General features: G+C 49.5%; 21 protein-coding genes. 17 read left to right on the forward strand and 4 right to left on the reverse strand.

Annotation, left to right across the window (positions count from 1 at the left end):
- The first annotated feature begins 189 nt into the window (after nucleotides 1-189).
- Both XMD579_RS03835 and XMD579_RS03840 read left to right on the forward strand, forming a co-directional pair.
- Nucleotides 190-1410 (forward strand): TolC family protein, encoded by a 1221-nt coding sequence (locus XMD579_RS03835; RefSeq protein WP_173481649.1) that lies wholly within the window; start codon nucleotides 190-192, stop codon nucleotides 1408-1410.
- Nucleotides 1411-1418: 8 nt separating this feature from the next.
- On the forward strand, nucleotides 1419-4196 hold the full coding sequence (locus XMD579_RS03840) for a BamA/TamA family outer membrane protein (RefSeq protein ID WP_173481648.1): 2778 nt from the start codon (nucleotides 1419-1421) through the stop codon (nucleotides 4194-4196).
- Here XMD579_RS03840 and XMD579_RS03845 read toward each other — a convergent pair.
- On the reverse strand, nucleotides 4193-4681 hold the full coding sequence (locus XMD579_RS03845; RefSeq protein ID WP_173481647.1) for a hypothetical protein: 489 nt from the start codon (nucleotides 4679-4681) through the stop codon (nucleotides 4193-4195). The two genes, XMD579_RS03840 and XMD579_RS03845, sit on opposite strands and share 4 nt — an antisense overlap.
- A 128-nt stretch (nucleotides 4682-4809) precedes the next feature.
- On the opposite strand from XMD579_RS03845, the gene XMD579_RS03850 reads away from it, so the two are divergent.
- The 3 genes from XMD579_RS03850 (at nucleotide 4810) to XMD579_RS03860 (ending at nucleotide 8876) form a co-directional block, all read left to right on the forward strand.
- A complete protein-coding gene (locus XMD579_RS03850; protein WP_173481646.1) occupies nucleotides 4810-5181 on the forward strand; it encodes a response regulator in 372 nt (123 codons plus the stop codon).
- Between the two features lie 4 nt (nucleotides 5182-5185).
- Complete coding sequence (locus tag XMD579_RS03855; protein ID WP_173505876.1) at nucleotides 5186-7747, forward strand: response regulator; 2562 nt, start codon at nucleotides 5186-5188, stop codon at nucleotides 7745-7747.
- Between the two features lie 139 nt (nucleotides 7748-7886).
- Complete coding sequence (locus tag XMD579_RS03860; RefSeq protein ID WP_173498988.1) at nucleotides 7887-8876, forward strand: sigma-54 dependent transcriptional regulator; 990 nt, start codon at nucleotides 7887-7889, stop codon at nucleotides 8874-8876.
- 698 nt (nucleotides 8877-9574) lie between these two features.
- Here XMD579_RS03860 and XMD579_RS03865 read toward each other — a convergent pair.
- Complete coding sequence (locus XMD579_RS03865; protein WP_173481482.1) at nucleotides 9575-9862, reverse strand: hypothetical protein; 288 nt, start codon at nucleotides 9860-9862, stop codon at nucleotides 9575-9577.
- 155 nt (nucleotides 9863-10017) lie between these two features.
- On the opposite strand from XMD579_RS03865, the gene XMD579_RS03870 reads away from it, so the two are divergent.
- Both XMD579_RS03870 and XMD579_RS03875 read left to right on the forward strand, forming a co-directional pair.
- Nucleotides 10018-11265, forward strand: coding sequence for a lipoprotein-releasing ABC transporter permease subunit (locus XMD579_RS03870; protein WP_173481642.1), 1248 nt, complete (start codon nucleotides 10018-10020; stop codon nucleotides 11263-11265).
- Nucleotides 11258-11944, forward strand: coding sequence for an ABC transporter ATP-binding protein (locus tag XMD579_RS03875; RefSeq protein WP_173481641.1), 687 nt, complete (start codon nucleotides 11258-11260; stop codon nucleotides 11942-11944). The genes XMD579_RS03870 and XMD579_RS03875 overlap by 8 nt, the downstream gene beginning before the upstream one ends.
- Here XMD579_RS03875 and XMD579_RS03880 read toward each other — a convergent pair.
- Nucleotides 11931-12452, reverse strand: coding sequence for a DUF2062 domain-containing protein (locus XMD579_RS03880; RefSeq protein WP_173481640.1), 522 nt, complete (start codon nucleotides 12450-12452; stop codon nucleotides 11931-11933). The genes XMD579_RS03875 and XMD579_RS03880 overlap by 14 nt on opposite strands.
- A 119-nt stretch (nucleotides 12453-12571) precedes the next feature.
- Between XMD579_RS03880 and XMD579_RS03885 the strand changes: the two genes are divergently transcribed.
- From XMD579_RS03885 to murB, 8 genes are all read left to right on the forward strand, one after another.
- On the forward strand, nucleotides 12572-14776 hold the full coding sequence (locus XMD579_RS03885; protein ID WP_173481639.1) for a DNA internalization-related competence protein ComEC/Rec2: 2205 nt from the start codon (nucleotides 12572-12574) through the stop codon (nucleotides 14774-14776).
- Between the two features lie 67 nt (nucleotides 14777-14843).
- Nucleotides 14844-15464, forward strand: coding sequence for a MotA/TolQ/ExbB proton channel family protein (locus XMD579_RS03890; protein ID WP_173481638.1), 621 nt, complete (start codon nucleotides 14844-14846; stop codon nucleotides 15462-15464).
- A gap of 8 nt (nucleotides 15465-15472) precedes the next feature.
- Nucleotides 15473-15883 carry a biopolymer transporter ExbD gene (locus XMD579_RS03895; RefSeq protein WP_173505877.1) on the forward strand — a complete coding sequence of 137 codons (411 nt, stop codon included), beginning with the start codon at nucleotides 15473-15475 and terminating at the stop codon, nucleotides 15881-15883.
- A 1-nt stretch (nucleotide 15884) separates the two neighbouring features.
- Nucleotides 15885-16874, forward strand: coding sequence for a tetraacyldisaccharide 4'-kinase (gene lpxK / locus XMD579_RS03900; RefSeq protein ID WP_173481636.1), 990 nt, complete (start codon nucleotides 15885-15887; stop codon nucleotides 16872-16874).
- 1 nt (nucleotide 16875) lies between these two features.
- Nucleotides 16876-17061, forward strand: coding sequence for a Trm112 family protein (locus tag XMD579_RS03905; protein WP_173481635.1), 186 nt, complete (start codon nucleotides 16876-16878; stop codon nucleotides 17059-17061).
- A gap of 5 nt (nucleotides 17062-17066) precedes the next feature.
- A complete protein-coding gene (kdsB, locus tag XMD579_RS03910; protein ID WP_173481634.1) occupies nucleotides 17067-17834 on the forward strand; it encodes a 3-deoxy-manno-octulosonate cytidylyltransferase in 768 nt (255 codons plus the stop codon).
- A gap of 31 nt (nucleotides 17835-17865) precedes the next feature.
- Nucleotides 17866-18342, forward strand: a complete 477-nt coding sequence (locus XMD579_RS03915; protein ID WP_173481633.1) for a low molecular weight protein-tyrosine-phosphatase — start codon at nucleotides 17866-17868, stop codon at nucleotides 18340-18342.
- Nucleotides 18342-19358 (forward strand): UDP-N-acetylmuramate dehydrogenase, encoded by a 1017-nt coding sequence (murB, locus tag XMD579_RS03920; RefSeq protein WP_173481632.1) that lies wholly within the window; start codon nucleotides 18342-18344, stop codon nucleotides 19356-19358. Before XMD579_RS03915 ends, murB begins: the two co-directional genes overlap by 1 nt.
- Nucleotides 19359-19423: 65 nt before the next feature.
- Here murB and rne read toward each other — a convergent pair whose 3' ends face one another.
- Entirely contained in the window at nucleotides 19424-22156 is a 2733-nt protein-coding gene (gene rne, locus XMD579_RS03925; RefSeq protein WP_173505878.1) for a ribonuclease E, read from the reverse strand.
- Nucleotides 22157-22643: 487 nt separating this feature from the next.
- On the opposite strand from rne, the gene rluC reads away from it, so the two are divergent.
- Both rluC and XMD579_RS03935 read left to right on the forward strand, forming a co-directional pair.
- On the forward strand, nucleotides 22644-23570 hold the full coding sequence (rluC, locus tag XMD579_RS03930) for a 23S rRNA pseudouridine(955/2504/2580) synthase RluC (protein WP_254443752.1): 927 nt from the start codon (nucleotides 22644-22646) through the stop codon (nucleotides 23568-23570).
- A 28-nt stretch (nucleotides 23571-23598) separates the two neighbouring features.
- Entirely contained in the window at nucleotides 23599-24699 is a 1101-nt protein-coding gene (locus tag XMD579_RS03935; RefSeq protein ID WP_173484303.1) for a DNA-binding protein, read from the forward strand.
- The last annotated feature ends 105 nt before the right edge of the window (nucleotides 24700-24804 follow it).

Consider the following 24804-nt stretch of genomic DNA (forward strand, 5'->3'; position numbering starts at 1 on the left):
GTGGGCTTTTTTATTTATATCAATGACTTGATGGTAGTAATGGCGTTTTGATTACCGCGTGACAATCTGTCAAAATAATCTGTGACATATTTGACACAAATGACAAAAAGGAGTATTTTTTGTCACAATCGTGTCAATTTATATTGACTCAGTTAAACCCGCTTCGGCGGCCTAAACCGAGTGTTGGATATGTTTTTTAGAACTGTTTTGTCAGGTGTAACAGCGTCGCTGCTTTTGGTTGGTGCAACCCATGTCTCGGCGCAGACAATGGATGAGTTGCTCGCCGAACTGCGTTCATGCTCGCCGGAGCTGATTTCGAGAGATGCAGCGGTGAGTGTTGCTGCCGGTAATGTCGAGGCGGAAAAAGCTAAACGTCTGCCCAGTTTCTCGCTCTCCGCTAACGGCAAATACTTGGCTGACAGCTCCAATGACAACAGTTTGGATGCGTCAGCGCGCTACACGCTGATGTCTTTTGGTAAGTTTGAAGCGAACGAGGCTTTTGCCGAGCGTAAGTTGCAGGTTGAGCAGCTAAATAGCTATGAGACGGGTCTGCAGAAACTTGCAGAGCTGCTGCAACGCAAGTCCAGTTTCAACCGACTCTCGAACGATATATCTACGCTACAAACCATCGTCGGTATGCAGCAAGAGGTGTTAGATAGGGTAGAGCGTCGCTCCAACGTGGCACTCTCATCTGAGAGCGATAAGAATGCGGTGTTCTCCAAGGTTTGGCAGAACAAAAACCGAATCAATGAGAATCGTCTGCAGCAGCAGTTGGTAAAAACTGAACTGGATCTGCTGGCCTGCACCGAGAATCTGCAGCTGCTAACGCTGGATGTACTGCCCATGGAAGACGGGCTGGCAGACCCGTTGACGCAAGAGTTTGTAAACAGCTCTATCGCCGCGCTGGACGCTCGTTTAGAGAGCAAAGTAGCTGAGCTGGAAGCCAATAAACTGTCGCTACGACCCGACGTGGATCTCGTTGGGTCAGTACCTGTTGATGATACTGCCAAGGACAATTCCAGCCTCGGTATTGAGATGAATGTCTCATACGGCAACATGGGGCGGGTAGAAGCCGCACGTGCTGTGGCGTTGGAAGCGGAAGTGGAGGCGTTGCGCTTTGAACGTGAGGTGAGTAACGCACGTCGTATCCGCAACCTTGTAAGCCTAGAGCAGCGTATTATGGCGTTGCGTGACGAGGTCATCCCGAATCAGCAACTCGCGATTGATACCGTCGGCATGAAACTCGCCTCAAAAGAGCGTCTTTTCAAAGCGGGGCGTGTCTCCCTGTTTGAGTTGCTATCGGCCTATGATGAGCTGCTAAGCGCCCAGCTCGATCTCAATAAATTCCAAGCAGAGCTGCAGCAGGCGCAGATTGATCGTGCCAGCTCGCTGGACTTCATCTACCGCTAGGGTCTGATATGAAGCGCCTCTCTGCTCGCCTCAACCTTCTGCTAGCACTGCTGTTTTCAGCAGTGCCAAGTGCTGTGTGGGCACTGGAGCAGGGCTTTGCCGTAGAGGCGAACTCAGAGGTGCGTCTGAGTGTGAATGGCGAAACGCTGAGCGTTGAGCAACTCTCTGATATGTTCTCGATTGAGCGCGTCGGTGACTTTGATAAATATCTTGCCCTGGAGGGAGCCTTTAATGGCTCTGAAGTGCTCGAACTCCAGGCCTTTGCAGTTGACGCCGCCGGTAACCGATCTGCAGAGCCGTCTCGATTAGAGTTAGCCTCGCTAGACACCACAGCTCCGGAAGCGCCTGAAATCGCACAGATCGCAAACAACTTCTCTGAACGATACACCAACGGTTTTGAACTGCCGGCTGGTTCAGTACCGATTCTCAGTGTTAATGGACTTCTGGTTGAGCAGCAGCACCATAGCGATTGGTTTGAGATTACTCAGGGTGCTGAAGTAGAGCAGTATGTCGCGCGTCCGGGGCTGTTTGATGGCACCGAAGTGGTTGAAGTTGCAGCCTATCAAGTAGACACAATGGGCAATGAGAGCCCAGTCTCTGAGACGCTGACGTTGCTACCCATCGATACGCTATCGCCGGGTGCCCCCAGAATTTTGACGCTTGATCAACTGCTGGCTGAATCGGCGCCGGCTTTTGAATCGGAGCCGCTAGAGATCGTGGTTAGTGCCGATTTGCCGGTGCAGAAGCCGGTTGTTTCCGCTCAATCTGTTATTGCTGAGTCCGTGACAGAAGATGCTGTTGATCTTGCCCCACAGCTTAAGTCAGAAAAACAGTCTGTAATCGCGAAGATGCCACAGCCTGAAGCTGACACAGCTGAGGATCTGCAAGTGGTTGAATCGGCACCTGCTGGCGCGCCAACCAAGCAACTTGACGAACTCGAAGATATCGACGCGCTGGTCGCTCGAATTCTTGATGAGGCGCCAAAAGTTCAGAGCGAAGCCGCTCCAGCAGAGCCTATCGAACTGAATACTCAGGTGCACAAAGCACAGTTGACGGTGACTGCTGTAAGCGCAGTGAAACAGGCTGTTGACCTACCTGTTGAAGCCTTTCAGGCACAAGAGGGGAGGGGAGAGTCTGCAAGTGAAAATCTAGAGCTTATCGACGCCTCCACGACGATTCTGCCCGAGGCTAGGCTTGCAGCACCTGCAGAAACGCAGAACGAGCTCTCGATAACAACCCATACTCCACCAAGCGGTATCAGCCTTATTCAATCCGAGGTGCCCGGCGAAATGTTAGCCGCGACTAACGGCATCGATCCGTTTGAGGTATTGAACGTTCCATATACACCGCCTGAGGTTGATTTAAAGCCCAAACTACCGCCACTTAAACCTGCGCCGATAACTCGGGTGTTCGATCTTCGCACAGCTGACGATACCCAGCGCTTAATCGACTGGATGCGGCTTGAATCAGATGAAATCAGTTGCCCGATATTAGAGACGGCCGACGGTGGAACGCTTGACGAGATTCTTAGTTGCCTCGATCGTTTGGGTTACCCGCAAGCGCAGACGGTTGAGTTACCAGACGGAATACGGATCGATACCGGACAGAAGATGCGCATTGAATCGGTCGGCATCCATCAAGTGCTGGATGCCGAGATTGCGTTGAGTCCTGATTTTCTTGCTGACCTTAACGGTAAACCCCTCAGTAAAGCCGAGCATGTTAAGGCGATAGATCGCCTTGACTATCTCGGTTTTGTGCGTGACGGATCATTTGATTATTACGCGCGCATTCCGGGTGTCTACGATGCGGAAGTCGTCGGTGAGGCGGGGGAGAGCGACCTCAGCGTTGGGGCAAGTTTAACAACAGGCGGTAAGCTTTTTGGGGCGCTCGACGGGCGCCATTTTTTCGATTACCAAGGCTTACGCTACCTCGACTACCGAGTTGGCAGTAATATCGACGGGCAGTATGAGATTGATCTGGCCGTCCCTGTCTATTACAACCTGAACAACCAGCTTGATTTGGAGTTTAGTACCCGCCCACAAGAGTTCCGCTTTTTCGATTCACGAGCGACAGAGCTCAGTTCGCGATGGCGTGATTTTTCAGGTGGAGATGGCCTACATCTGACTGAGATAAAAGTTAGTGGCGAGGTCCATCAGACAGAGGTTAAATCGCAAGCAGCATCGGCAGGGCAATCCGTGGCCGACCAGATGCTGCTCAGCGCAAAAGCGGTCTTTGAGGCGCGGCCCGGTTGGACAGAGGGTGACGGACTGACACTGTCCATCGGGCTCGCCCAGAATTTGGATCGCGGTTCCGGATACGGGCGTACGGATATCGACTACGACACCGGATCTATCCCGCTTGCTGATACTGGCCTAGCTCTGAATGCACGAGTAGGGGCTTCGGCGATTAGCGGTGATATGGCTTCAGTGCCTCTGAGTCAGCGTCTCTATTTAGGGGGCGCTGATTCTGTACGTGGGGTGACCGCCTCATATCTGGGCGGGGAGACAAATCTAGCGTCGAGCGGCGGCTCTACGCGGGTTGTTTCGCAAGTTGAGCTCTCCAAACCGGTTACCCTCTTCGACCAGCAAGTTGACTTAGGCGTGCATCTGGACGCGGGCAGTGTAAGTGGTGGAAATCTATCGCGTGACCGTTCAGCAATCTCTGCAGGCTTATTCGGGCGGGTTAATATCAGTGAGGATACTTCGGTCTATGCTCATCTCAGTCGAGCGAACGTTGATCAGAACGAGCGCTCAGCTTTTGGGCTCGCAATTGTTAAAAAGTTCTAACCTCGCGGCTGTACAATTTCACTTCGGTCAAAATACTTTAGTGGTTCTTGAACGCTCTCTCGCTCATCCTTTGTCCCCCTGAAAACCTGAACTACCTCTACATACTCCAGTCGGTTATAGCTTACTCGCATGGCGAGTTTAGCGTAGGCATCGAAGGGGTTTAGCGCGGGCACATCATACTGAAATTTGCGTGCCTCTTTGCTCGGGGAGAGGGTGAATACATCAATCGAGAAGGACTTCGAGCGTGCCAGTTTTCTGCGCTGCTCGTTACTCTCTGGGAAGAGTTGTCGCTCTATCTCGTGCTGCGATTCCGCGCGTAGATGACCGGTGGCGACTAACGCGCTCACAAAGCCATTTAGCTCCCAGCGCCAATTCTGATCATCAAGTGAACGGGGACACTTATCCAACAGAGATCGAAGGATTTCAGACGATTCAACCCTAAGGTGTTGTCGGATCAATTTGACGATAGCAATCGGTGAAATCATGTAGCCCCCAGACGCACTACCTCCAGATTAGTACAGATTTTTAAAAAGCGCGTTGTGGTAATTACACGTTGATATTTTTCATGGGGTTGGGTCACACTATGGCCCTATCAATGAAGGATTGAGCCCACATGACCCAAGCTATAAAGATACTCGCTGTTGATGACGATGAACTCATCCTAAACTATATCAAGAGTACACTCTCTCCAAACTATCAAGTGATTACGACGCCTAGCGCTCACCAAGCGTTTGAGATGATCATCCGCTTCCGGCCAGATCTGCTCATTACGGACATTGTTATGGATGAGTTAGATGGACTTGCTCTTTCGTCCTTAGTTCGAGTGGCGCGGGGCAGCTCAGATATCCCTATCATTGTCTTGTCAGCGCATGACAATGACGAGATTCGTGCTGAGCTTGCTGAGAACGAGATCAATCTCTTCCTGCAGAAGCCTTGCCGTGCATCTGAGCTGCTTGAGTCTGTGAAAGCGCTTATAGAGGGATGAGCCTTTGAGTGCCGCTAAGTCTCCGCCAAGATCACAGATTACAAGCTACTTATACAAACATCCCTATCTCTTTGTACTGTTAATCGTCGCTGCCTCTATTGCTCTGTCTGTAGCACTCACCCTGCTGGTAGGTGTCGATATCGGCACAAAAACAATACTGTTGCCCGCGATCATTTCGTCGCTAGTAGGCGGGGTTTCTGTTGGATACTCGAGGAAATATATTGAGAAAACTGCACTTTTGTCGTCTCAAGTTGAACTTCTTGACCGGGTAGCGGACTCCCTTAATTTCGCGGTCGATATCATCAAGAATCCAAATGATTCAGCGGAGGTTCTCGGAGATCAGGTTCATCGTTTCCTCGGCGAGCCGGCAGAGTCGCAACTGACCTTTGCGGATTTGGTTGATCGTATTCACCCGAATGACATAGAGGCTTTTACTGTCCGGAATGAAGAGTTTTTCAACTCTGAGCTTCAGGAAGACGGAGTGTTAACGGACGAGTTGGAGTGTCGTATTCGTCGTGTCGACGGTGAGTACAGATGTACACGTATCAACCGTGTGTTGACTGTTCGGGTTGACACACGATTTTGTTACGTTCAGTACTCCGACATTGAGGAACTGAGGCAACGGGCAGCCGAACTTGAAAAGCTGGCCCACGATCGAGCAGATAACCTTGTAACCGTTAGCCACGAGATTCGAACACCGCTCAACGCAATTCTAGGGCTAACGGATCTGATGTTGGCTACACGGCTCACCAAAACACAACAAGAGTACCTCTCGAAGATATCGGGTGCGGCCGACACGCTGGAGTCATTAGTGCGCAACCTGCTGGACTTGCGTCGTTTAGAGAGTGGGCAGTTGCATGTAGAGCCGGAACCCGAGCTAGTTGAAAACTTGCTGGACAACTTTGTGGCGCTGCATCAACCGGTTGCTGAGAACAGCGGACTGCGATTTATGGTCGACTTTTCTCCCATGCTTCCGCGAAAAATCGAGATAGATGCCCAGCTTTTAGGCCAGATCGTCAATAACCTGCTGCGCAATGCGGTAAAGTTTACCGACGAGGGCTTGGTAATGCTCTCTGCCGGCTTCAAAAAGAGCTCAGCCTCTCAAGGAGACCTGGTTATCGAGGTAAGTGATACGGGTGTAGGTATAAAACCCTCGCGTCACGAATCTATTTTCGAGCAGTTTGAACGCGGCGGTGCTGGTAATACAACTGAGGGGGCTGGGCTTGGTTTGGCACTTGTAAAGAGACTCTGTAAGTTGATGGACGGGGAGGTAAGGCTGCAATCTGAATTGGGAGTAGGATCTAAATTCAGTATCAGCATCCCAGTTAAAGTCAGCTATGCCGAACCGATCGTGGATAAAGCTTATCTAAAGTCGATCAAGCGTGTGACGGTGTTATTGGTTGAGCGACGTGGGCTCGCCGCAGATCACATAAAAGCGGTGCTCAAACCTTGGGTTGCAGACGTGCAGGTTGTAGTTGACCTTGATGAAGCGACGGGTGCCCTGGCAAAGCAAGCATTTGATGTGGTTCTCTTTGGACATGTTCTCGGATTGGACCAGTTGGAGCAGTTTATCAACGATCTACTAAGGCAGTTTGGGAATAGGCTGCGTCTGGTTGCGATTTCCAAGCTCGAAGGCTTGAATCCCCGCTTATTCAGTCTAGTAACGGGTGTTGTTGTAGCCCCGTTCAGTCTAAAACAGTTCGCCTGTATTTTGGGCGATACGAGACAGGCTGGCCCACTTGTAGCAGAATGTCATGCCAATCTGGCTGCTGAGGTCAGTTCACTTATTTTGCTGAGAGATCTACGCATCCTTGTGGCTGAGGATAACGAGATCAATCAGCAAGTGATTAGCGAACATTTGCGTCAGCGCGGTGCAGAGGTCACTTTAGTTGGCGATGGTAAGCAAGCAATTGACGCGCTGACTCGCAGCGATTACGACCTTATATTGATGGATATCGAAATGCCTGTGCTCGATGGCTTTGAGGCGACTGAGCGCATCAAAGCAGAGCCGGGTTGGAAAAACATCCCCATTATCCCCGTATCTGCTGGAGTAACTGCCTCGCAGAAAGAGCGGGCCACCAGCGTTGGTATGCAAGGCTTTGTGGGTAAGCCCTACAAAATCGATGAGCTTCTGAGGGCTATTGAAACTGTGATGGTGGACAAAGATTTTGCACCGGTGCAGGCAGATTTGGGCTTTGAAGATGATTCAAACCTCTCTTCTCCTGAATCTAAGGTGTTCGAATTCGCTGAATTCGATTTCGAAGAGGCGCGAGATTACTGGCCGACGTCCGAATCACTAATCTCTAACTTACAACTCTTTATCGAGAAGTACCCTGTTGCTAATGATTTGTTTGATGGCGTGAGTGATGAAGAGTCTGGCAAGCTCGCACACACGTTGAAGGGTGCCGCCGGCTTTCTTGGTATGGCGCGCTACTCAAACCGGCTGAATGAACTGAGCTTGGCCTTCAAAAACGGATCTGCCACTGCTGACATGGTTTCGGATGTTAGGGCACAGCATAAGCGAGTTCTTTCAGAGGTTGAGTCGTTTTTGTCCATGCTTGAGTAGGCATTCGTGACTTTTGCTGTATGTGGTTAGCGACGTTGGCACAAAAGTACGCGAGATCCTCGCTTTTGGCATAAACTGTGCTAAGTTTGTCATATGTCCCTGAAATAGGGCGGCTTAACATGAAATATTGGGGGTTTTCATGTCAACTCAGTCATCACTCGATTACGTAGCAGTTCTTTCTAAAGTTGCTCAGACACCTGACCGAGTCCTCTTGTTGGGCGATCTCGGATCAGGACAAGCCGTAGCAGCCTTTACCCTACACCGCGGCAGCGCTCGCAAAGATCAAGCCTTTGAAGTCATCCGCTGTACTGGACTCACTGAAGAACAGTTTGCTGCAGAGCTCTGCGGTGTTGCCGATCGCTCTGGCGACATTGTTCGTTTGGGTGCTCTGGCAAAATCTGACGGTGGTACCCTTTGTTTGATCGGCGTGGACGATCTTTCCCAGCAGTCTCAAGCTGTGTTGGTACGCGCGCTGGAAGAGTCGACTTATTACCCTGTCGGGGGGGCGCAGCCTGAATTTTTTGACACGCGTATTGTTACCGCACCAACACACAACTTGCGTGCCAAGATCGAGAGTGGGCAGTTTCGCATGGATCTGTACCACCTCCTTAACGAGCAGATTATTCACATTCCAAGTCTTAATGACCGTCGCTCTGAGATGGCTACACTAGTTAGCCATCTGCTCTCAGAACTCGGTGCTGCTGGTCGTATGCTGAGCAGTGATGCGATCGAGCTTCTCAAAGCGCACAAATTTACTGGAGGTTTCCGTGAACTGCGCAACATCCTGAAGCGCGCAACTAGCTGGTTTGATGATGCAGAAATTGATGCAAACATGCTGAGTTACGTCATGTTTGATGGCAAGGATGAGAGCGCTGCGCGCACTGTCTCATCCAATGACTTCCGTCGTGAGCGTGTCGTTAAAAGCATCGAACCGACTGCCAACGCTGAACCGATCTCGGCCAGGCCTGTACCACCGCCTGCTACTGGATCACTGAGCTTGAAAGAGCAGGAGCGTCAGTACTGGGAGGGCTTGATGCACCAGGTGCAGGGCAATAAGCAGAAAGCTGCTGACATCGCCGGCATTAGTCTTCGGACGCTCTACCGTCGATTGGAGTCTGCGGGGCTTTAATTCATAGGGGTTAGACCCCGTTTTTCGCTAAACCAATTTCTTAGAAGCCGAATTAAGCGGATATTGAAGGTAATAAGGCTCTATAAATAGTTTTAAAGGTAATTAGGGGGATTACAAGTACCTTAGCCGCACACACTAAGCTAGCAAGAACGATAATAAAACTGCAAATAAAAATTGGAAGAAAGACTTTCCCGAGACCTCATAACAAGATTACCAACGCGGTGCCCGCTATAACGACATTAATGCCCGCAATGTGCCGACTCCAGTAGATCACACCTTCCGTCCGCTTTAGGGAAATCTCTCCGGTTGCGAAAGAGCTGCTATGTGCGCCTTGCAGCTCTCAGAAAAATGGCAGCTAATGTCCGGAATTTGCGCAGTCGTTCCCAAATTTATCGAGATCACTTGTTCACGCGGTTCCAGGGGTTAAAGCACGTTCTTCAATTCCGAGCAGCTAAATGCCAATCCCGATACTTGAAGTCATTTGTTTCGCTTCGTTCGTTAGCTGGGCTAACGTCCGCTTCTGAGGATTTTTTCAGTAGCCTTTGGGTCGCTGTTTACACTTTGCAACTATTCGTTGTTTTAGGATAGGGTCTGGAATGTGCCGGTTTCAGCCTTTTATTTAATGAAAAAATTTACTACTGAATCAGTGTCTAGTCTTACCAAAGAAAGCATAGCGAGCAGCTAATTCGCTAGGTTAATTACTTCTGCTTGGTTTCTGAGTCATTCTGATAGTAGCTATCTTCATAGTACCTCCCCTTGATGGCTAGTACCTTTTCTAACCAGCGGTTGTAGTGTTTCCATATGAAGAAACCAGGTGTCATTACCACCATGATAGCGACCATTAAGCCTGCGCCTTTATGAGATTCTGGGAACTGTTCTGTAATCAGACTGAATAGTGATAGTCGCTCAGCGACTAGGTACCAACAGCCCAAGCCAATCAGGCCAACGGCTATTCCAATGTGGTGAAGTTTTTTACTGTCGAGCATGTTTTTCAGAACCCCAAAGATAAGCTGTGCTGAGAATAGAGGTTTCAAGGGCGATTTTAAATGTTAATCGCGAAATACTCCCTGAATTAGGTTCACTCAAGCGGTCAGAATTGTTAACTTATGCTTCAATTCATTATCCAGGAAATCGCCAGTCGATGTTCAATCCCTTTTCTCTTTTTGTTGGCTGGCGCTACACCCGAGCAAACCGCTCGAACTACTTCATATCCTTTATCAGTTTAGTTTCTACGCTCGGACTGATGCTCGGTGTGGCCGCATTGATTCTAGTACTGAGTGTCATGAACGGCTTTGATCGTGAGTTGAAAGAGCGGATACTTGGTATGGTTCCACAGGCTACTATCAATGGTTACAACGCTCCGTTAGATAAATGGCAACCACTACGTGAAACGCTTTTGACTGCGTCTGACGTCGAGGGGGTGGCACCCTTTGTTCAGGCACAAGGGATGCTGACCGCCTCCGGTCGTGTCCAGCCTGTATTGGTATCGGGTATTGATCCAAAACTGGAAGAGAGTGTTTCGATAGCCGCCGGTCAGATGACTCTTGGTGACCTGAACTCACTTGAAGCTGGGAAATATCAGATTGTTTTGGGGGAGCTTCTTGCTAAGTTTTTAGGCGTATCGGTCGGTGATAAGGTCAATCTGGTTTTGCCTGAAGCGTCAGTGAGTGTGGCCGGTGTTATTCCGCGTTTAAAACGCTTTACTGTGTCCGGTATTTTCTCAGTCGGTGCTGAGTTAGATGCCAATTTTGCTTTTGTTCACCTTCAGGATGCAGCCCGCTTGAAACGAATTAAGGGTGACGCCGTTGAAGGGCTTAGGATTAAATTCAATGACCTGTTCAGTGCGCCTACACGAGTCTATGAACTTGCCCGAGAGTTGAACCATCCAGTCTACACCTCTGACTGGACTCGAACTCATGGCAATCTATTTCAAGCGATTCAGCTAGAGAAACGAATGATCGGACTGCTTCTGTTTCTGATCGTCTTTGTTGCCGGCTTTAACATCGTCTCGACGCTGGTTATGGTCGTTACCGATAAGCGCTCCGACATCGCAATATTGCGCACTCTGGGCGCGAAGCCAGGGATGATATTGAGGATCTTTATGATTCAAGGATCCCTTATAGGGTTGCTAGGGACTCTGCTTGGAGCCATTTTAGGCATTATTTTAGCGCTGACTGTCTCTGATCTGGTGGCTTGGATAGAGTCGGTGTTAGGTATTCAATTCCTCTCTTCGGAGGTCTACTTCATCAGCTATCTACCCTCTGAGCTTCAATTAGGGGATGTCTCGCTGGTGATTGGTGTGACTCTTGCGATGAGCTTCCTAGCCACGCTCTATCCTGCTTGGCGCGCGGCTAAGGTTGAACCTGCGGAGGCGCTTCGATATGAGTAATGTCTTGGTTGCAAACCAGCTATGCCGCTCTTTTGATGAAGCGGAGCGTCAATTGATCATCATTAATGATCTGAACCTGTCTGTAGCTGCCGGTGAGCGTCTGGCCATCATCGGCTCCTCGGGTAGTGGTAAGAGTACGTTGCTCAACCTATTGGCGGGGCTGGATACACCAACCGCTGGTGAGGTGGTTATCGCAGGTGAATCGATTGGTCGGCTTTCCGAGCATCGCCGCGCTGAACTGCGTAACTCGCAACTCGGTTTTGTGTTTCAGTTTCACCACCTGCTGCCGGAGTTTTCTGCGTTAGAGAACATTGCCATACCTCAACTGTTGGCGGGGGTATCTGTTGATGCCGCTCAGAAGCGTGCAGCTTATCTTCTTGATCAGGTAGGTCTCTCATCACGTGCTCAACATAAACCCGCCAAGTTGAGTGGGGGAGAGCGCCAACGCGTCGCGATTGCCCGTGCTTTGGCAAACACACCCGCCTGTGTTTTGATGGATGAACCTACCGGTAATCTTGATCCTCATACCGCCGAAGATGTTGAGCAGCATCTACTGAGACTCAATCAGGAGCAGGGCGTGGCACAGATTGTCGTCACTCATGATCATGCGTTGGCAAAACGGATGGATCGTGTGCTTGAATTGAAAGAGGGGCGTTTAGTCGAGACTAGTGTTTGCTAGCACGAGCCTTTAGTAAACGTTTCTGCCAACGGCGTCGCACTTGCCAAATCCACAAGCGGTTGATGGCTATATAACTGATCCCAGACAATAGCAATCCACAGATAAGAGAGCCCGTCAGCAGGGGCCACCAGATCGTTGCGAGCTCTGAGTGGATGGTGTGTAACTCCCAACTGATGTTGACCGGCGGCGTTCCTAAAATCCAAGCCCCAATCTTATAGGTCGTATAAAAAATAGGTGGCATGGTGATAGGGTTGGTTAACCAAACGAGCCCGATCGAAATGGGTAGGTTTGAGCCAATCCAGAGTGCCAAAAAAGCGGCCACAAGCATCTGACCAGGAATGGGAAGAAAAGCACAGAAAATACCCACCAAGAACGCTTTAGCGGCGGACTTTCGAGTCAAATGGAATAGGTCTGGGTTGTGCAGATGTTCACCAAGCCATTTAAGATGCTTATGACTTTTTAAAGCATCCTGTTTCGGCATGTAACGCTTTAACAGCTTACGTGGCATCCCTGAACAACCTATGAAATTATTTGGAAGTCAGATTATGCCCTTCGATTATTAATAAACCAACCTGCTATTACTGAAACTTCTGCTAGATTGAATAAATAATTTGGCTTGGATCAAGGATGATCAGTTTTCTCTTAGCAGTGCTCGGGCACGCCTATCTACCCTCTATCAGTTGGGGATCCTATTTTTTTATTATCTTAACCCTAGGAACGGTTGGCCTGTGGTGGGGCTCTACTACACTTAGATCTCATCTGCTGTTTGCTCTAATAGGTTTTGTGGTGGCCCAGTGGCATGCAGTCGATGGGCTCTCTAAAACCTTACCAATAAGCGTTGAGCCAGAAGAGTTTGAGATTGAAGGGACAGTCATCAACTTACAGCCTCAGGGTTCAGGGGGCTTTCAATCGCTGCTATTGGATATAGAGAGTGCACCTGTTCAATTGATGAGAGTCGAGCGTGTGCGACTTGGGCTATACGACTCTGAGGTGAGAATAGCGGCTGGCGATCGCATTAAAGTGCTGGCCAAGGTGGGTCCACTGAATGCCTACCAAAATGAGTTCAGTCCGGATCGACGCAGAAGAGAGTTTGCACAGGGGATCGGCGGGTCAGGGTATGTCAAACAGCTGATAAAACATGAGCAGAATAGTTCCATTCGGCAACGGGTACATGATTGGCTACATCATAATATGAGCCAATCGACATCCGCTCTGATGTCCGCCCTTGTTTTGGGTTACAGAGGAGATCTAGATGACAGTCAGTGGGAGCTTCTTAGGGTCAGTGGAACCGTCCATTTAGCGGTTGTTAGCGGATTACATCTAGGGGTGATGTGTTTAACAGGCCTTCTATTGGGTAGGTTGGTTGTGGTGACGATCCAGTACTTGGGTGTTAGGCCCAACTCGATAATACAAACCCTGCCCGTTTTATGTGCGATCAGTTTAGCCTCTTTTTATCTCTGGTTTGGTGGCTTTGGTGTGCCGCTTCAGAGAGCTTGGATCATGGCGATCTGCTTGTTGCTGCCGCAGTTGTTTGCAAGGCGAATAGACCCCATGAAACGACTTAAAATTGCACTTTTTTTGGTACTGGTTTATGAGCCTCTATCGATTTTAGAGATCGGCTTTTGGCTTTCGTTCAGTCTGGTAGGGTTGTTGATTCAGTTCGCCAATTGGCGCAATGGCTACTCAAGGCTGATACAGATCTTCGCAGTACAGCTCTTTTTAACCCTATTAATGTTGCCAATTCTGCTCTTTGGCTTAGGGCAGTTTAACTTGGGTGGTGCACTGTCCAACCTTTGGGCGATCCCCTATGTCTCACTCTTTGTTGCACTGTTACCCCTAACGCTAGCGCTGGTTGGAATCTTTGAGCCGATCTTGGCGTTCTATGAAATTTGGGCTTCAGGGTTTTGGCATGGACTCTCTTTCCATTCGCTAGTTGGTTTGCATGCTCAGTGGCAAACTCCCGCGATATTTGGACTCTTCGTGAGTTTGCTTGCTCTGGTTTTGCTGTTTCTACCTGGACGTCTCAAAGTGTTGAGTCTACTGCTTCTGCTGCCGTTGCTCACTCCCAAACAGAATCGGCCCGATGCGAGTGAGTTTGTCGTTCGTCTACTGGATGTGGGACAGGGTCTATCAATCTTAATTGAGACCCGAGAGGGAGTGACGGTCTATGATTTAGCGGCTAAAAGTCGAAGCGGTTGGATCGCAGCTCAAGCTACTCTCTTTCCAACTCTCAGGGCTCTAGGCTACAGAGAGTTAGACCTGATTGTTAGTCATTCAGACGTTGATCACAGTGGAGGCTTAGAGAGAACCTTGAAGCAGTTTTCAGTACCACGATTCTATTCAGGCCAGCCCGCTTTAACGGGAGGCACTGCCTGTGCATCACAAAACTGGAAAAAGGGGGAGGTTCGTTTTCAGCTCTATGCCCTAAAGAACCAGCAATCCGATAATGATCAAAGTTGTGTTCTGCACATCGAAAATGGTCGTTGCTCAATATTGATTGCAGGAGATATGTCCAGCCGTGCAGAAATCGAGTTGCTCAATCAGCATCGATTAGCCCCTGTGACTTGGTTGGTCTTATCCCACCACGGTAGCCATAGCTCTTCTTCAGGTGTCTGGTTGGATCAACTTTTGCCGGAGGCTGCGATCGCATCGCGAGGCAAACACAATCGTTTTGGGCATCCTAATGAGTCAGTAAAACAGCGATTGGCCGATCGAGGCATCACCCTTTTGGATACAGCGGAGCAGGGTGAAATAGTATTAACAGCGACCCAAGATCAGTGTCTAAGTGACTCTTTTGCAAACTTATATCCCCGTTATTGGCGAACTCATTAATGCTGCGATACTATGGGATTTTTATAGGCCGTCTAGGCTGGTCAATCTGTCTTTTTGAGGTTTTTCGTTGTTAGAGTTAATTTCCGCTGGTGGTTGGTTGATGCTACCGATTTTAGCCTGTTCAATTCTTGCACTTGCTATCACGGTTGAGCGTTTGATGGCCTTAAGGGCTGATAGGATTTTACCACCGGGTCTGCTAGCCGATGTCTGGGGGCTCTATAAAGGTGGGCAGCTGACTAATGATCGTCTCAAAGAGATCAGAGAGGCGAGTGCATTAGGATCACTGATTGTCGCTGGATTGATTAACGCGGGCTCCGGTCGCGATGTGATGAAAGAGTCCATTACCGATGCAGCCAGTGACGCCATTCATCAGATGGATAGATTTTTAAACAGTCTAGGTACTGTCGCGGTCATTACCCCTCTGTTGGGTCTGTTAGGGACTGTGATCGGCATGATTAAAGTCTTCTCCCAGATCATGATTTCCGGCACGGGTAACGCTAACCTTTTGGCCGGAGGTATCTCCGAAGCCCTGATCACAACAGCAGCCGGTTTGACAGTTGCCATCCCTGCGTTGGTAGCGCACCGCTTCTTGCAACGTCGTGTATCGACGCTGGTGTTGGCAATGGAGCAGGAGTCGGTCAAGTTGGTCGATATTATCCATGGTGATCGCAAAGTGGATCTTAAATAGGGCGCTCTGTGAATTTTCCAAGACCTCAATCGGAAGAGATATCCATCAACCTAACCCCATTGATTGATGTGGTCTTCCTGCTGCTGATCTTTTTTATGGTGTCGACCACCTTTACTAAAGAGACCCAGCTTAAAGTGGACCTCCCTCAAGCAACGACAGACCAGATGGCTCAGGTCGATATGCTTGAGATCATCATCAAGGCCGATGGTAGCTTCGCAATCAACGATAAAGCATTGGTCAATGCGCAGCCTAAAACTCTTAGGGCGGCAGTGCTAAAAGAGAGTGGTGGTGATCTTACAACCCCTCTAAAGATTTCCGCCGATGCATCGACTCCTCACCAAGCGGTCATTACCGCCATGGATGTAGCAGCAAACTTAGGGTTTTCTCAAATGAGTCTTACGACCAGAGAGATCGACTAAGTTGATTGAGAATGCTTGGTATCAGAAAGCAGGCTGGCTAGTTCTACTGCGTCCCTTATCACTGCTCTATCGTTTCATCTCTAAACGCCGCCGTGTGCGTCTGACCGAGCAGGCGGTCACAATGGATGTGCCGGTTGTCGTGGTCGGTAATATCAGTGTCGGTGGTACCGGTAAAACTCCCCTCTTAATCTATTTGGTAACCCTAGCAAAATCCTTGGGGTTCAACCCCGGTGTGGTCAGTCGTGGATACGGTGGTCAGGCAACAAGTTATCCTATGCAAGTGTCTGACCAGACCTCGCCAGAGTTGGTGGGGGATGAGCCGCAGATGATCTTCGAGAAGACAGGCGTGCCTGTCGTCGTTGATCCGAATCGAGTCTCTGCATGCCAGCATCTTCTTGACCAACACTCGGTCGATATCATCTTCAGTGATGATGGTCTGCAGCATTATCTAATGGGACGCCAGTTCGAAATTGCGGTGATCGACTCTGTGCGAGGGTTAGGTAACCAACAGTTGATGCCGGAAGGGCCTTTAAGAGAAGAGCTGTCGCGCTTAAATGAAGTTGATCTGGTTGTGTTGAATGGTGAAGGCCCTTTTAGCTATCCAGGTGCGCTTACCTATCGTCTAAGCCCTACTGCGTTTAGACATCTAGCATCGGGTGAACAAAAATCGCTTCAGATCGATCAATTTGGTAGCAAAACAGTCTATGCATTAGCGGGTATCGGTAACCCTTCACGGTTTTTTGATACCCTAATGGGGCTGGGCTTAGAGCTTAAAACCATCCCTTTAAGGGATCACGCACCGATTACTCAAGAGCTGCTCGATCAATACCGCTCATTGCCATTGGTGATGACCGATAAAGATGCAGTAAAATGTCACTCTATCGCCCCAGATAATTGTTGGGCGCTTTCAGTAGAGGCGGAATTTGCACCCAAAGAGGCGGAGCACTTGGCCCAATTACTGAAACGTGTTGTTAACCCTAACGGAGAATAAAATGGATCCTAAACTTCTCGATATCCTTGTTTGCCCTGTCAGCAAAGCCCCTTTGGAGTGGGATAAGGAGAGTGATGAGTTAGTCTGTCGCACCAGTGGTTTAGCTTATCCTATCCGTGATGGCATTCCGGTGATGCTTGAGAGCGAAGCTCGCACTCTAAGCAGCGAAGAGCGTCTTCCGGAGTAGCCTTAATGAGTTTCACTGTCGTTATTCCGGCGCGCTATGCATCTACCCGTTTTCCAGGTAAGCCTTTGGTTGAGCTGGCCGGTAAAACGATGGTGCAACACGTCTATGAACGGTCACTGGAGAGTGGTGCTAGCCGTGTCATCGTCGCAACCGATGACCCAAGAATTGAGTCGGTAGCCAAAGGCTTTGGTGCTGAGGTCTGTATGACCTCGGCGGATCACCCTTCAGGCACCGATAGACTTCAAGAGGTCGTTAATAAAATTGGTTTGGCGGATCATGAAATTGTCGTCAATGTTCAGGGTGATGAGCCTCTAATTCCAGCAAAGTTGATCGATCAAGTTGCGGATAACCTTGCGGCACATCAAGATGCAGGCATCTCAACATTAGCAGAACCTATCGAGACGAAAACCGACCTTTTGAATCCTAATGTGGTCAAGGTTGTGACGGACATTCGCGGCATGGCGCTCTATTTTTCGCGAGCTCCGATCGCTTGGCCGCGAGATAGGATGGCCAATGATGAGCTACCTGAAACTCTGCCTTCTCTATTTGCTTGGCGCCGTCATATTGGTATCTACGCCTACCGTGTAGGATTTCTTAATGCTTATGTTCAATGGTCACCTGCACCCATTGAAAAGACAGAATCCCTTGAGCAATTGCGTGCTCTATTCAATGGTGTTTCGATTCATGTAGCCAACGCCGTCGAGGCTCCACCAGCGGGCGTTGATACCCCTGAGGACCTTGAAAGACTTAAGCGGATAATGGAAGGCCAGTAGGTTATTTGCATCAGTAAGGGTGGTGTTTGCAATGATTAGAGTGTTGTTTGTCTGTTTAGGTAATATTTGCCGCTCCCCATCAGCTGACGCTATTTTTCGTAAAAAATTGGATGATCACCCTTGGTTAGCCAATCGAGTTGAAGTCGATTCAGCGGGAACCGCTGCATGGCATGTGGGCAACCCGCCAGACCCTCGCTCTGTCAAAGTGGGGGCTGAGCGTGGATACGATTTAACGCCTTTGCGTGCAAGGCAAGCGACACCTGCTGACTTTGAACGCTTTGACTACATCCTGGCAATGGATGAGACCAATCTGGATAACTTGCAGGCTATTGCGCCGAATCACTACTCTGGCCACCTGAGCCTGTTTCTCGATTTTGCAGGGAAGAGTGGGGCAGAAGTACCAGACCCCTATTATGGTGAGGGTGACTCAGGTTTTCATGAGGTGGTTGATCTGATTGAAGCGGCATCCGATGGCTTAATCAAGCAGTTAGAGGTGAGACTCGCCTAATGCTCACCATACACTCCTGGCATGATTTAACGGCGTTCAACACTTTGGCGATGCCGGCTAAAGCTCAATTTTTTGCTGAGTTATCTGACTTAAATGACCTCCCTGAACTGCTCGATTTTATTGCTCAGCAGGATCTTCCCACTCTGTGGATAGGCGGTGGCAGTAACCTGGTGTTGGCAGATAAAGTGCCGGGTTGCGTTGTTCATATTTCAACGAAAGGCATTGAGATACTATCAGACTCAGAAGAGTCGGTTTTAATTAAAGTGGCCGCTGGAGAGAGCTGGCATAGCCTAGTGACTCACTGTCTGGAAAATGAGTGGTATGGTCTAGAGAATCTTGCACTGATTCCAGGTTCGGTCGGTGCATCTCCTGTGCAAAACATCGGAGCCTATGGTGTTGAAGTAGCGGATTTGATCGATCAGGTAGAGGTGTTTGATACGCTATCCAACTCCTTTAAAGTCATGCAGAAAGCGGACTGTCAGTTTGCCTACCGTGACTCGCTGTTCAAGCGAAACCCAGGCCGTTTCATTATCACTTCAGTGCTTTTCAGCCTATCTAAACAATTTGAAGCTAAATGTTCTTATGCGGCACTTCAAGGTTGGTTAGATGCCCAAGGGGTTAAAAAGCTGAGCGCTCATGCGATTTTTGACGCAGTGGTTGCTGTGCGCCAATCTAAACTGCCGAATCCTGAAGAGCTCCCTAATGCGGGCAGTTTCTTTAAGAATCCTGTTGTCTCAATTGAGTGCTTTGAGAGTTTGCGTCAAATCTATCCAGAGATTCCAAACTACCCAGATGCTTCTGGAGTTAAGCTTGCTGCGGGTTGGTTGATCGATCAGTGCGGTTGGAAAGGTCTCTATCGTGAACGAGTGGGTGTTCATAAGGATCAGGCCCTCGTGATCGTAAATCATGCGGGTGGGTCGCGTCAGGATATTGATGAACTAGCCGATGATATTAAACAGAGCGTGTTGGATCGTTTCTCTGTGCGCCTAGAGCAAGAGCCGATCGCCTATCCCTAGCGTGAGCAGAAATTAAACCCAAAAAAAAGCAGCCCATGGGCTGCTTTTCTATTGGAATTGTGCGGTTATTCAGCGGCCTCTGCTTGACGACGCTTCAATCGAGGATCGTTTGCAGCGCGACGGCGGCGACGAGGTTTTTCCTCCTCTTCGCTCGCTTCTGCTTCAGCAGGTGCTTCTTCAACCGCTTCTTCTACTGCTGCTGCGGGCTCTTCATTAGCTGAAGGCTCTTCATTGGCTGAGGGCTCTTCATTGGCTGAGGGCTCTTCATTGGCTGAAGGCTCTACAGCAGGAGTAAGATCCAACTCAACCTGTGTCTCAGTGACTGTTTCAGTCGTAGCTTCAACTTCATTGGCTGCGTTTTCAGCTGGCTCGTCAGCAGTTACTTCCGGATCTTGTTCACCTGCCGTTGTATTTTCTGCAGGCTCTTCAACAGCAGTTTCAGTAGCTTGGCTCTCTGTCTCAGTAGCAGCTGTTTGCTCTACAGTGGTTTCTGGCACTTCTTTAGCGGCTGGCGCTTCAGTAGAGATCGCTGTTTCAGATGCTTTTGGGGTTTCAGCTGAGGCTTCCACAGTAACTTCTTCTGATACGGCTTCTAGCGGTGCATTGAGTAACTCCTCTGGGATAGGGTTGCTACGTTCAGCACTGCGCTCTTCATTCGCGCGGCGACGACGGCCACGGTTTTTACTGCGTGGTGGCAGTTCCGTTTCGCTATTGTTGTTAGAGTTGAACTCTTCATTGCCATTTTCTGAACGACGATCACGATCACGATCACGGCCACCGCGACGGCGACGGCGTGAACGGCCAGAGCGCTGCTCGTCACTCGATGAACTTTTGTCGTTATCACCGATGGTCGGCAGGTTGTTCTCCGTCTCAACCGTAATGACTTCGTCCGAATCACGACGCTCACGACGATCGTTACGGCGATTGTTGCCACGGCGGCGATCGTTACGGTTGTTGTTGCGACGACGGTTGTTGCGGTTGCCATCGCGGTCAGAACCTTTCTTGTCATCACGGCGAGTGCTCTTTTTATCGTCCTCTTTGTCAGAATCGGATAGACCAAACAGATCTTTAATCGCTGCAATAATACGCTCGCCCAATGACTTGTTAGCGACGGGCTTGCGACTAGTCTGCTGACGTTTTTGTTGGCGAGCTGGCTCTGCTTTTGGTTCAGAGCTCTCGCTCTTAGGTGCTGGTGGCGCAGATGAGTTAAGAACCCCCTGCACAGCCGCTTGCTCACGAGGAGCGACCGGAAGTGGTTTGTCGGTAGGATCTTCGACTGGCTGTTCTGGTTGCAGCGTGTAGCTCGCATCATTCACGGTAGTGATGGTGTGATCATCGCGCAAACGAACCACTTCGTAGTGTGGTGTTTCCATGTTTGGATTAGGAACCACAACGATACGAACGTTTTGACGCAGCTCAACAGCGTGCACTTGATGACGCTTCTCGTTAAGCAGGAAGGTCGCTACGCTGACTGGAAGAATCGCGCGAATTTGAGAGGTGCGATCTTTAGACGCTTCCTCTTCAAGAATACGCAGAATAGAGAGTGCCAGTGATTCAATATCACGAATGTAGCCTTGGCCATTACAGCGAGGGCAGACGTGACCGCGACTCTCTGCCAACGATGGACGCAGGCGTTGACGTGACATCTCTAGAAGACCAAAGCGCGAGATGCGTCCCATCTGAACGCGTGCGCGGTCAAGCTTGAGTGCATCGTTAAGGCGTTTTTCAACTTCGCGCTGGTGTTTGATTGGCGTCATATCGATGAAGTCGATAACCACTAGGCCACCCATGTCGCGAAGGCGAAGCTGGCGAGCAATCTCATCAGCCGCTTCAAGGTTGGTGTTCAGAGCGGTCTCTTCAATATCGCCGCCCTTAGTTGCGCGAGCGGAGTTGATATCGATTGAAACTAGAGCTTCTGTTGGGTCGATAACAATCGAACCGCCAGAAGGGAGTTTTACTTCACGTTCAAATGCTGATTCGATCTGTGTCTCGATCTGGAAGCGGTTGAACAGTGGTACAGACTCTTTGTAAAGCTTGATACGGTTTTCGTAAGTTGGCATTACCTGACGAACGAAAAGCTGAGCTTGTTCAAATACTTTCGGCTCGTCGATTAGCACTTCACCGATGTCATCGCGTAGATAGTCGCGAATAGCACGAATAACGACGTTGCTCTCTTGGTAGATCAGGAATGGAGCAGGGCGATCATCAACTTCAGTAATCGCAGTCCAAACCGTTGCTAGGTAGTTAAGATCCCACTGCAGCTCTTCAGTCGAACGGCCAATACCGGCGGTACGAACGATGACGCCCATGCCTTTAGGAATGTCCAAGCCGTTCATGGCCGCTTTCAGTTCAGAGCGCTCATCACCTTCGATGCGGCGCGAAATACCACCTGCACGAGGGTTGTTAGGCATTAGAACCATGTAACGACCGGCAAGGCTGATAAAGGTTGTCAGAGCGGCGCCTTTATTGCCACGCTCCTCTTTATCGACCTGAACGATGACTTCGGTACCCTCTTTTACAAGATCTTTGATGCTTGGACGCTGGCCGCGTTCAGGCGATGAGACAAAGTACTCTTTAGCGATCTCTTTTAGGGGTAGGAAACCGTGACGTTCGGCACCGTAATCGACAAATGCAGCTTCAAGGCTGGCTTCTACACGGCTGATACGGCCTTTGTAGATGTTTGCCTTCTTCTGCACGCGGGAGTTGGATTCAATATCCAAATCGAACATGCGCTGTCCATCGACAAGCGCAACACGCAACTCTTCTTGTTGAGTCGCGTTGATTAACATGCGTTTCATTTTGACGTTCTCTTAACGCAACGCATCTTTGACGGGCAACAAACCTGTGTCCTGGCTTTATCGAAGCAATAACTAATCTCCAGTACGCTCTGCACCGGATAATTAGGGTCTCTTCAGCGATGAAGGAAACATCAACCAATATCGTTATCGATTCTAGCTGTGGCTGCTGCTCTGCCCAATTTACTCAACGTGGAGTGGGAGGCTGCAGGTTCCTGGTTGAAGTGCGTCTCCATCCTTCAGCCGAGGGCTGTTGTTCAGCACTCGTGAAAAATACGTAGCTATTTATAAATTTCTTCAGCCATTACATGGCTATTCAAGCTGGGTAACTACCGCCAAATTGTGAGTGAATCACTGTTCGCTCTAGTGGGGTGTAAATAAAAATGAAGCCTTCTTCATCCAGCAGCGGTAGAATATAGCAACTTACTGGTTTTTCAGCAATTTATTTTACCCACACATCATGCCTTCAAATCCCCCTAAGTCCGGCTCTTTGAATAAAGTTCAGTTTGTTGATATCGATGCCGATCAAGCGGGTCAGCGTATCGATAATTTCTTGCGGACCTTTCTTAAAGGGGCGCCAAAAACGCTGATCTACAGGCTGTTGCGCAAGGGTGAGATTCGAGTTAACAAAAAACGCACTAAACCTGACTATAAGCTTCAAGCGATGGATCAAATACGCATCGCACCGATTCGCCTGCCCGAAAAAGGGGAGAGTGCCCCTGTCAGTGATCAGTTGCTCGAATTGCTAGAGCGTTCAGTGGTCTATGAGACTGACTCACTGCTGATCATCAATAAACCCTCGGGTATAGCGGTGCATGGTGGTAGCGGCGTCTCATTAGGGCTGATTGAGGCGGTTAGAAAATTGCGCCCAGATGCGCGTTTTTTAGAGCTGATTCACCGAATCGATCGTGACACCTCAGGTTGCATCATGATTGCTAAAAAACGCTCGATGTTACGTTACATGCACGATGCGTTTAGGGAGCGTCGAGTGCATAAGATCTATCAGGCACTGGTTGTTGGTCGTTGGGATGCTAAGCACAAACAGATCAATGCACCTCTGCTGCGAGATGAGCACCGATCAGGTGAACGAACCGTCCGCGTCTCCCCTGAGGGCAAACCGTCGGTTACTAACTTTTCAGTGCTGCGTCGATTTGGTGATCTTGCCACCCTAGTGGAAGCTCGGCCTAAAACGGGTCGCACTCACCAGATTAGAGTGCACACCCAATATACGGATCATCCGATTGTGGGTGATGTTAAGTACACTTCGGATGAGAACAACGCTGAATTTAAAAAGCTGGGTTTTAAACGATTGATGCTTCATGCAGCCGGCCTCAGGTTCATCCTGCCTGATGGCGAAGAGCTAGAAGTGCGTGCTCCGTTAGATGATAGTTTGTTAAGATTGATGGACAATTTGTAGTTCGTTGCAGTGGAACGAAAAGGTAAAGATGAGCGAGTTAGATCTTAAAGTAGTTGAGTTAGCAGAAGAGCTGTTGGCCGAAGGCCAATTGCCGACTGAGGTTGTGATCTCTGAACGACTGGGTCTCTCTAGAGATGAAGCCAGTGCGGCATTAAGTCAGTGGGCGCAGAGTTTGAGTTATGCCCGACTGCCTGAGGTGCATGCCAGTGCAAAGTTACATAACTCTGTGCCCGAGTCACTGAGTAAAGGCATTGAACAGATCTGGGATCTTGCGTTGCAAGAGGCGATGGCCGAGCTGCGAGTTGAGTTGCAGAGTGAACGAGCGGGTGATGAAGAGGATCGCAAGGCGACTCGCGACATGGTTCGTGACGCGGAAGCACTCTATCGTGACTTGGAAGTGAAATACCGCGCGCAAACTCAGCAGATGGATAAGAGTGAGCAGGCTCTTCGAGCGATTGAAGCTGAAATGGGCGTGCTTAAAGCCAACATTGCCAGTGAGATCAATCAACGTAAAAAGGCTGAACAGGTTCGTACTAACCTAGAGACCGAATTGAACCAGCTTCGTAAGATGCACGAAGATGCCAAGAAAACCTTTGATGCACGTATCAAAGCGGAGCAGCAGCAGGCATTGGAGAACGTTACCCGTGCTGAGGTTGAAGCTCGTCACTATCGTAATGCGCTTGAAAAGCTTCGTGATGAGGGCACTCGAACAGAGTCAGAGCTGACGCGCTCAGTTCATGAAAACCAGGCTCAGATAGCGAAGAAAGATGCACGTCTTGAGATGCAAGAGAAGACCATCAGCGATCTGGAGCGTGATCTGAACGAACTAAAAGAGAACATGACATCGGCCAGTCGTGATATCTCGAATATCAACTCTAAGCTGCTGCGTGAAACTAACGCCAACCGTCGTTTGGAAGCTCAGATCAAAGAGCGCGATGATCAGGTTCGTGTACTGAATCAGAAGTTGACGGTCGCAGCAACGGAAGCTGCAAAGCGCGAAAGCGTACTTCGTCAGCAGCTCAAAGAGAAAGATGAATCGCTGACGCGCGCTACCGCTCGAGTGAACTCACTGGAAAAGCGTATTACTCAGCAGGAAGATCAGATTCGCCGACTCAATGCTCGCCTTTAGTCGTGTATAAGGATATAGCCTTTTGCTTTAGCTTATTCTCTAGTGTTATATTTGGCTTATTAATAGATATCAACGCTGACTAAGGGCGATTGGCTAATAATTGGC

The organism is Marinobacterium sp. xm-d-579 (assembly GCF_013282935.1).
In the GTDB taxonomy this organism is placed as follows: domain Bacteria; phylum Pseudomonadota; class Gammaproteobacteria; order Pseudomonadales; family Balneatricaceae; genus Marinobacterium_E.

Excerpts from the sequence above, each read along its gene's own strand:
- XMD579_RS03840 (WP_173481648.1), top strand. The coding sequence starts at position 1,419 with ATGAAGCGCCTCTCTGCTCGCCTCAACCTTCTGCTAGCACTGCTGTTT.
- XMD579_RS03870 (WP_173481642.1), top strand. The coding sequence starts at position 10,018 with ATGTTCAATCCCTTTTCTCTTTTTGTTGGCTGGCGCTACACCCGAGCA.
- XMD579_RS03865 (WP_173481482.1), bottom strand. The coding sequence starts at position 9,862 with ATGCTCGACAGTAAAAAACTTCACCACATTGGAATAGCCGTTGGCCTG.
- XMD579_RS03860 (WP_173498988.1), top strand. The coding sequence starts at position 7,887 with ATGTCAACTCAGTCATCACTCGATTACGTAGCAGTTCTTTCTAAAGTT.
- XMD579_RS03850 (WP_173481646.1), top strand. The coding sequence starts at position 4,810 with ATGACCCAAGCTATAAAGATACTCGCTGTTGATGACGATGAACTCATC.
- XMD579_RS03835 (WP_173481649.1), top strand. The coding sequence starts at position 190 with ATGTTTTTTAGAACTGTTTTGTCAGGTGTAACAGCGTCGCTGCTTTTG.
- XMD579_RS03880 (WP_173481640.1), bottom strand. The coding sequence starts at position 12,452 with ATGCCACGTAAGCTGTTAAAGCGTTACATGCCGAAACAGGATGCTTTA.
- XMD579_RS03845 (WP_173481647.1), bottom strand. The coding sequence starts at position 4,681 with ATGATTTCACCGATTGCTATCGTCAAATTGATCCGACAACACCTTAGG.
- murB (WP_173481632.1), top strand. The coding sequence starts at position 18,342 with ATGCTCACCATACACTCCTGGCATGATTTAACGGCGTTCAACACTTTG.
- XMD579_RS03885 (WP_173481639.1), top strand. The coding sequence starts at position 12,572 with ATGATCAGTTTTCTCTTAGCAGTGCTCGGGCACGCCTATCTACCCTCT.
- XMD579_RS03875 (WP_173481641.1), top strand. The coding sequence starts at position 11,258 with ATGAGTAATGTCTTGGTTGCAAACCAGCTATGCCGCTCTTTTGATGAA.
- XMD579_RS03905 (WP_173481635.1), top strand. The coding sequence starts at position 16,876 with ATGGATCCTAAACTTCTCGATATCCTTGTTTGCCCTGTCAGCAAAGCC.
- rne (WP_173505878.1), bottom strand. The coding sequence starts at position 22,156 with ATGAAACGCATGTTAATCAACGCGACTCAACAAGAAGAGTTGCGTGTT.
- kdsB (WP_173481634.1), top strand. The coding sequence starts at position 17,067 with ATGAGTTTCACTGTCGTTATTCCGGCGCGCTATGCATCTACCCGTTTT.
- XMD579_RS03915 (WP_173481633.1), top strand. The coding sequence starts at position 17,866 with ATGATTAGAGTGTTGTTTGTCTGTTTAGGTAATATTTGCCGCTCCCCA.
- XMD579_RS03935 (WP_173484303.1), top strand. The coding sequence starts at position 23,599 with ATGAGCGAGTTAGATCTTAAAGTAGTTGAGTTAGCAGAAGAGCTGTTG.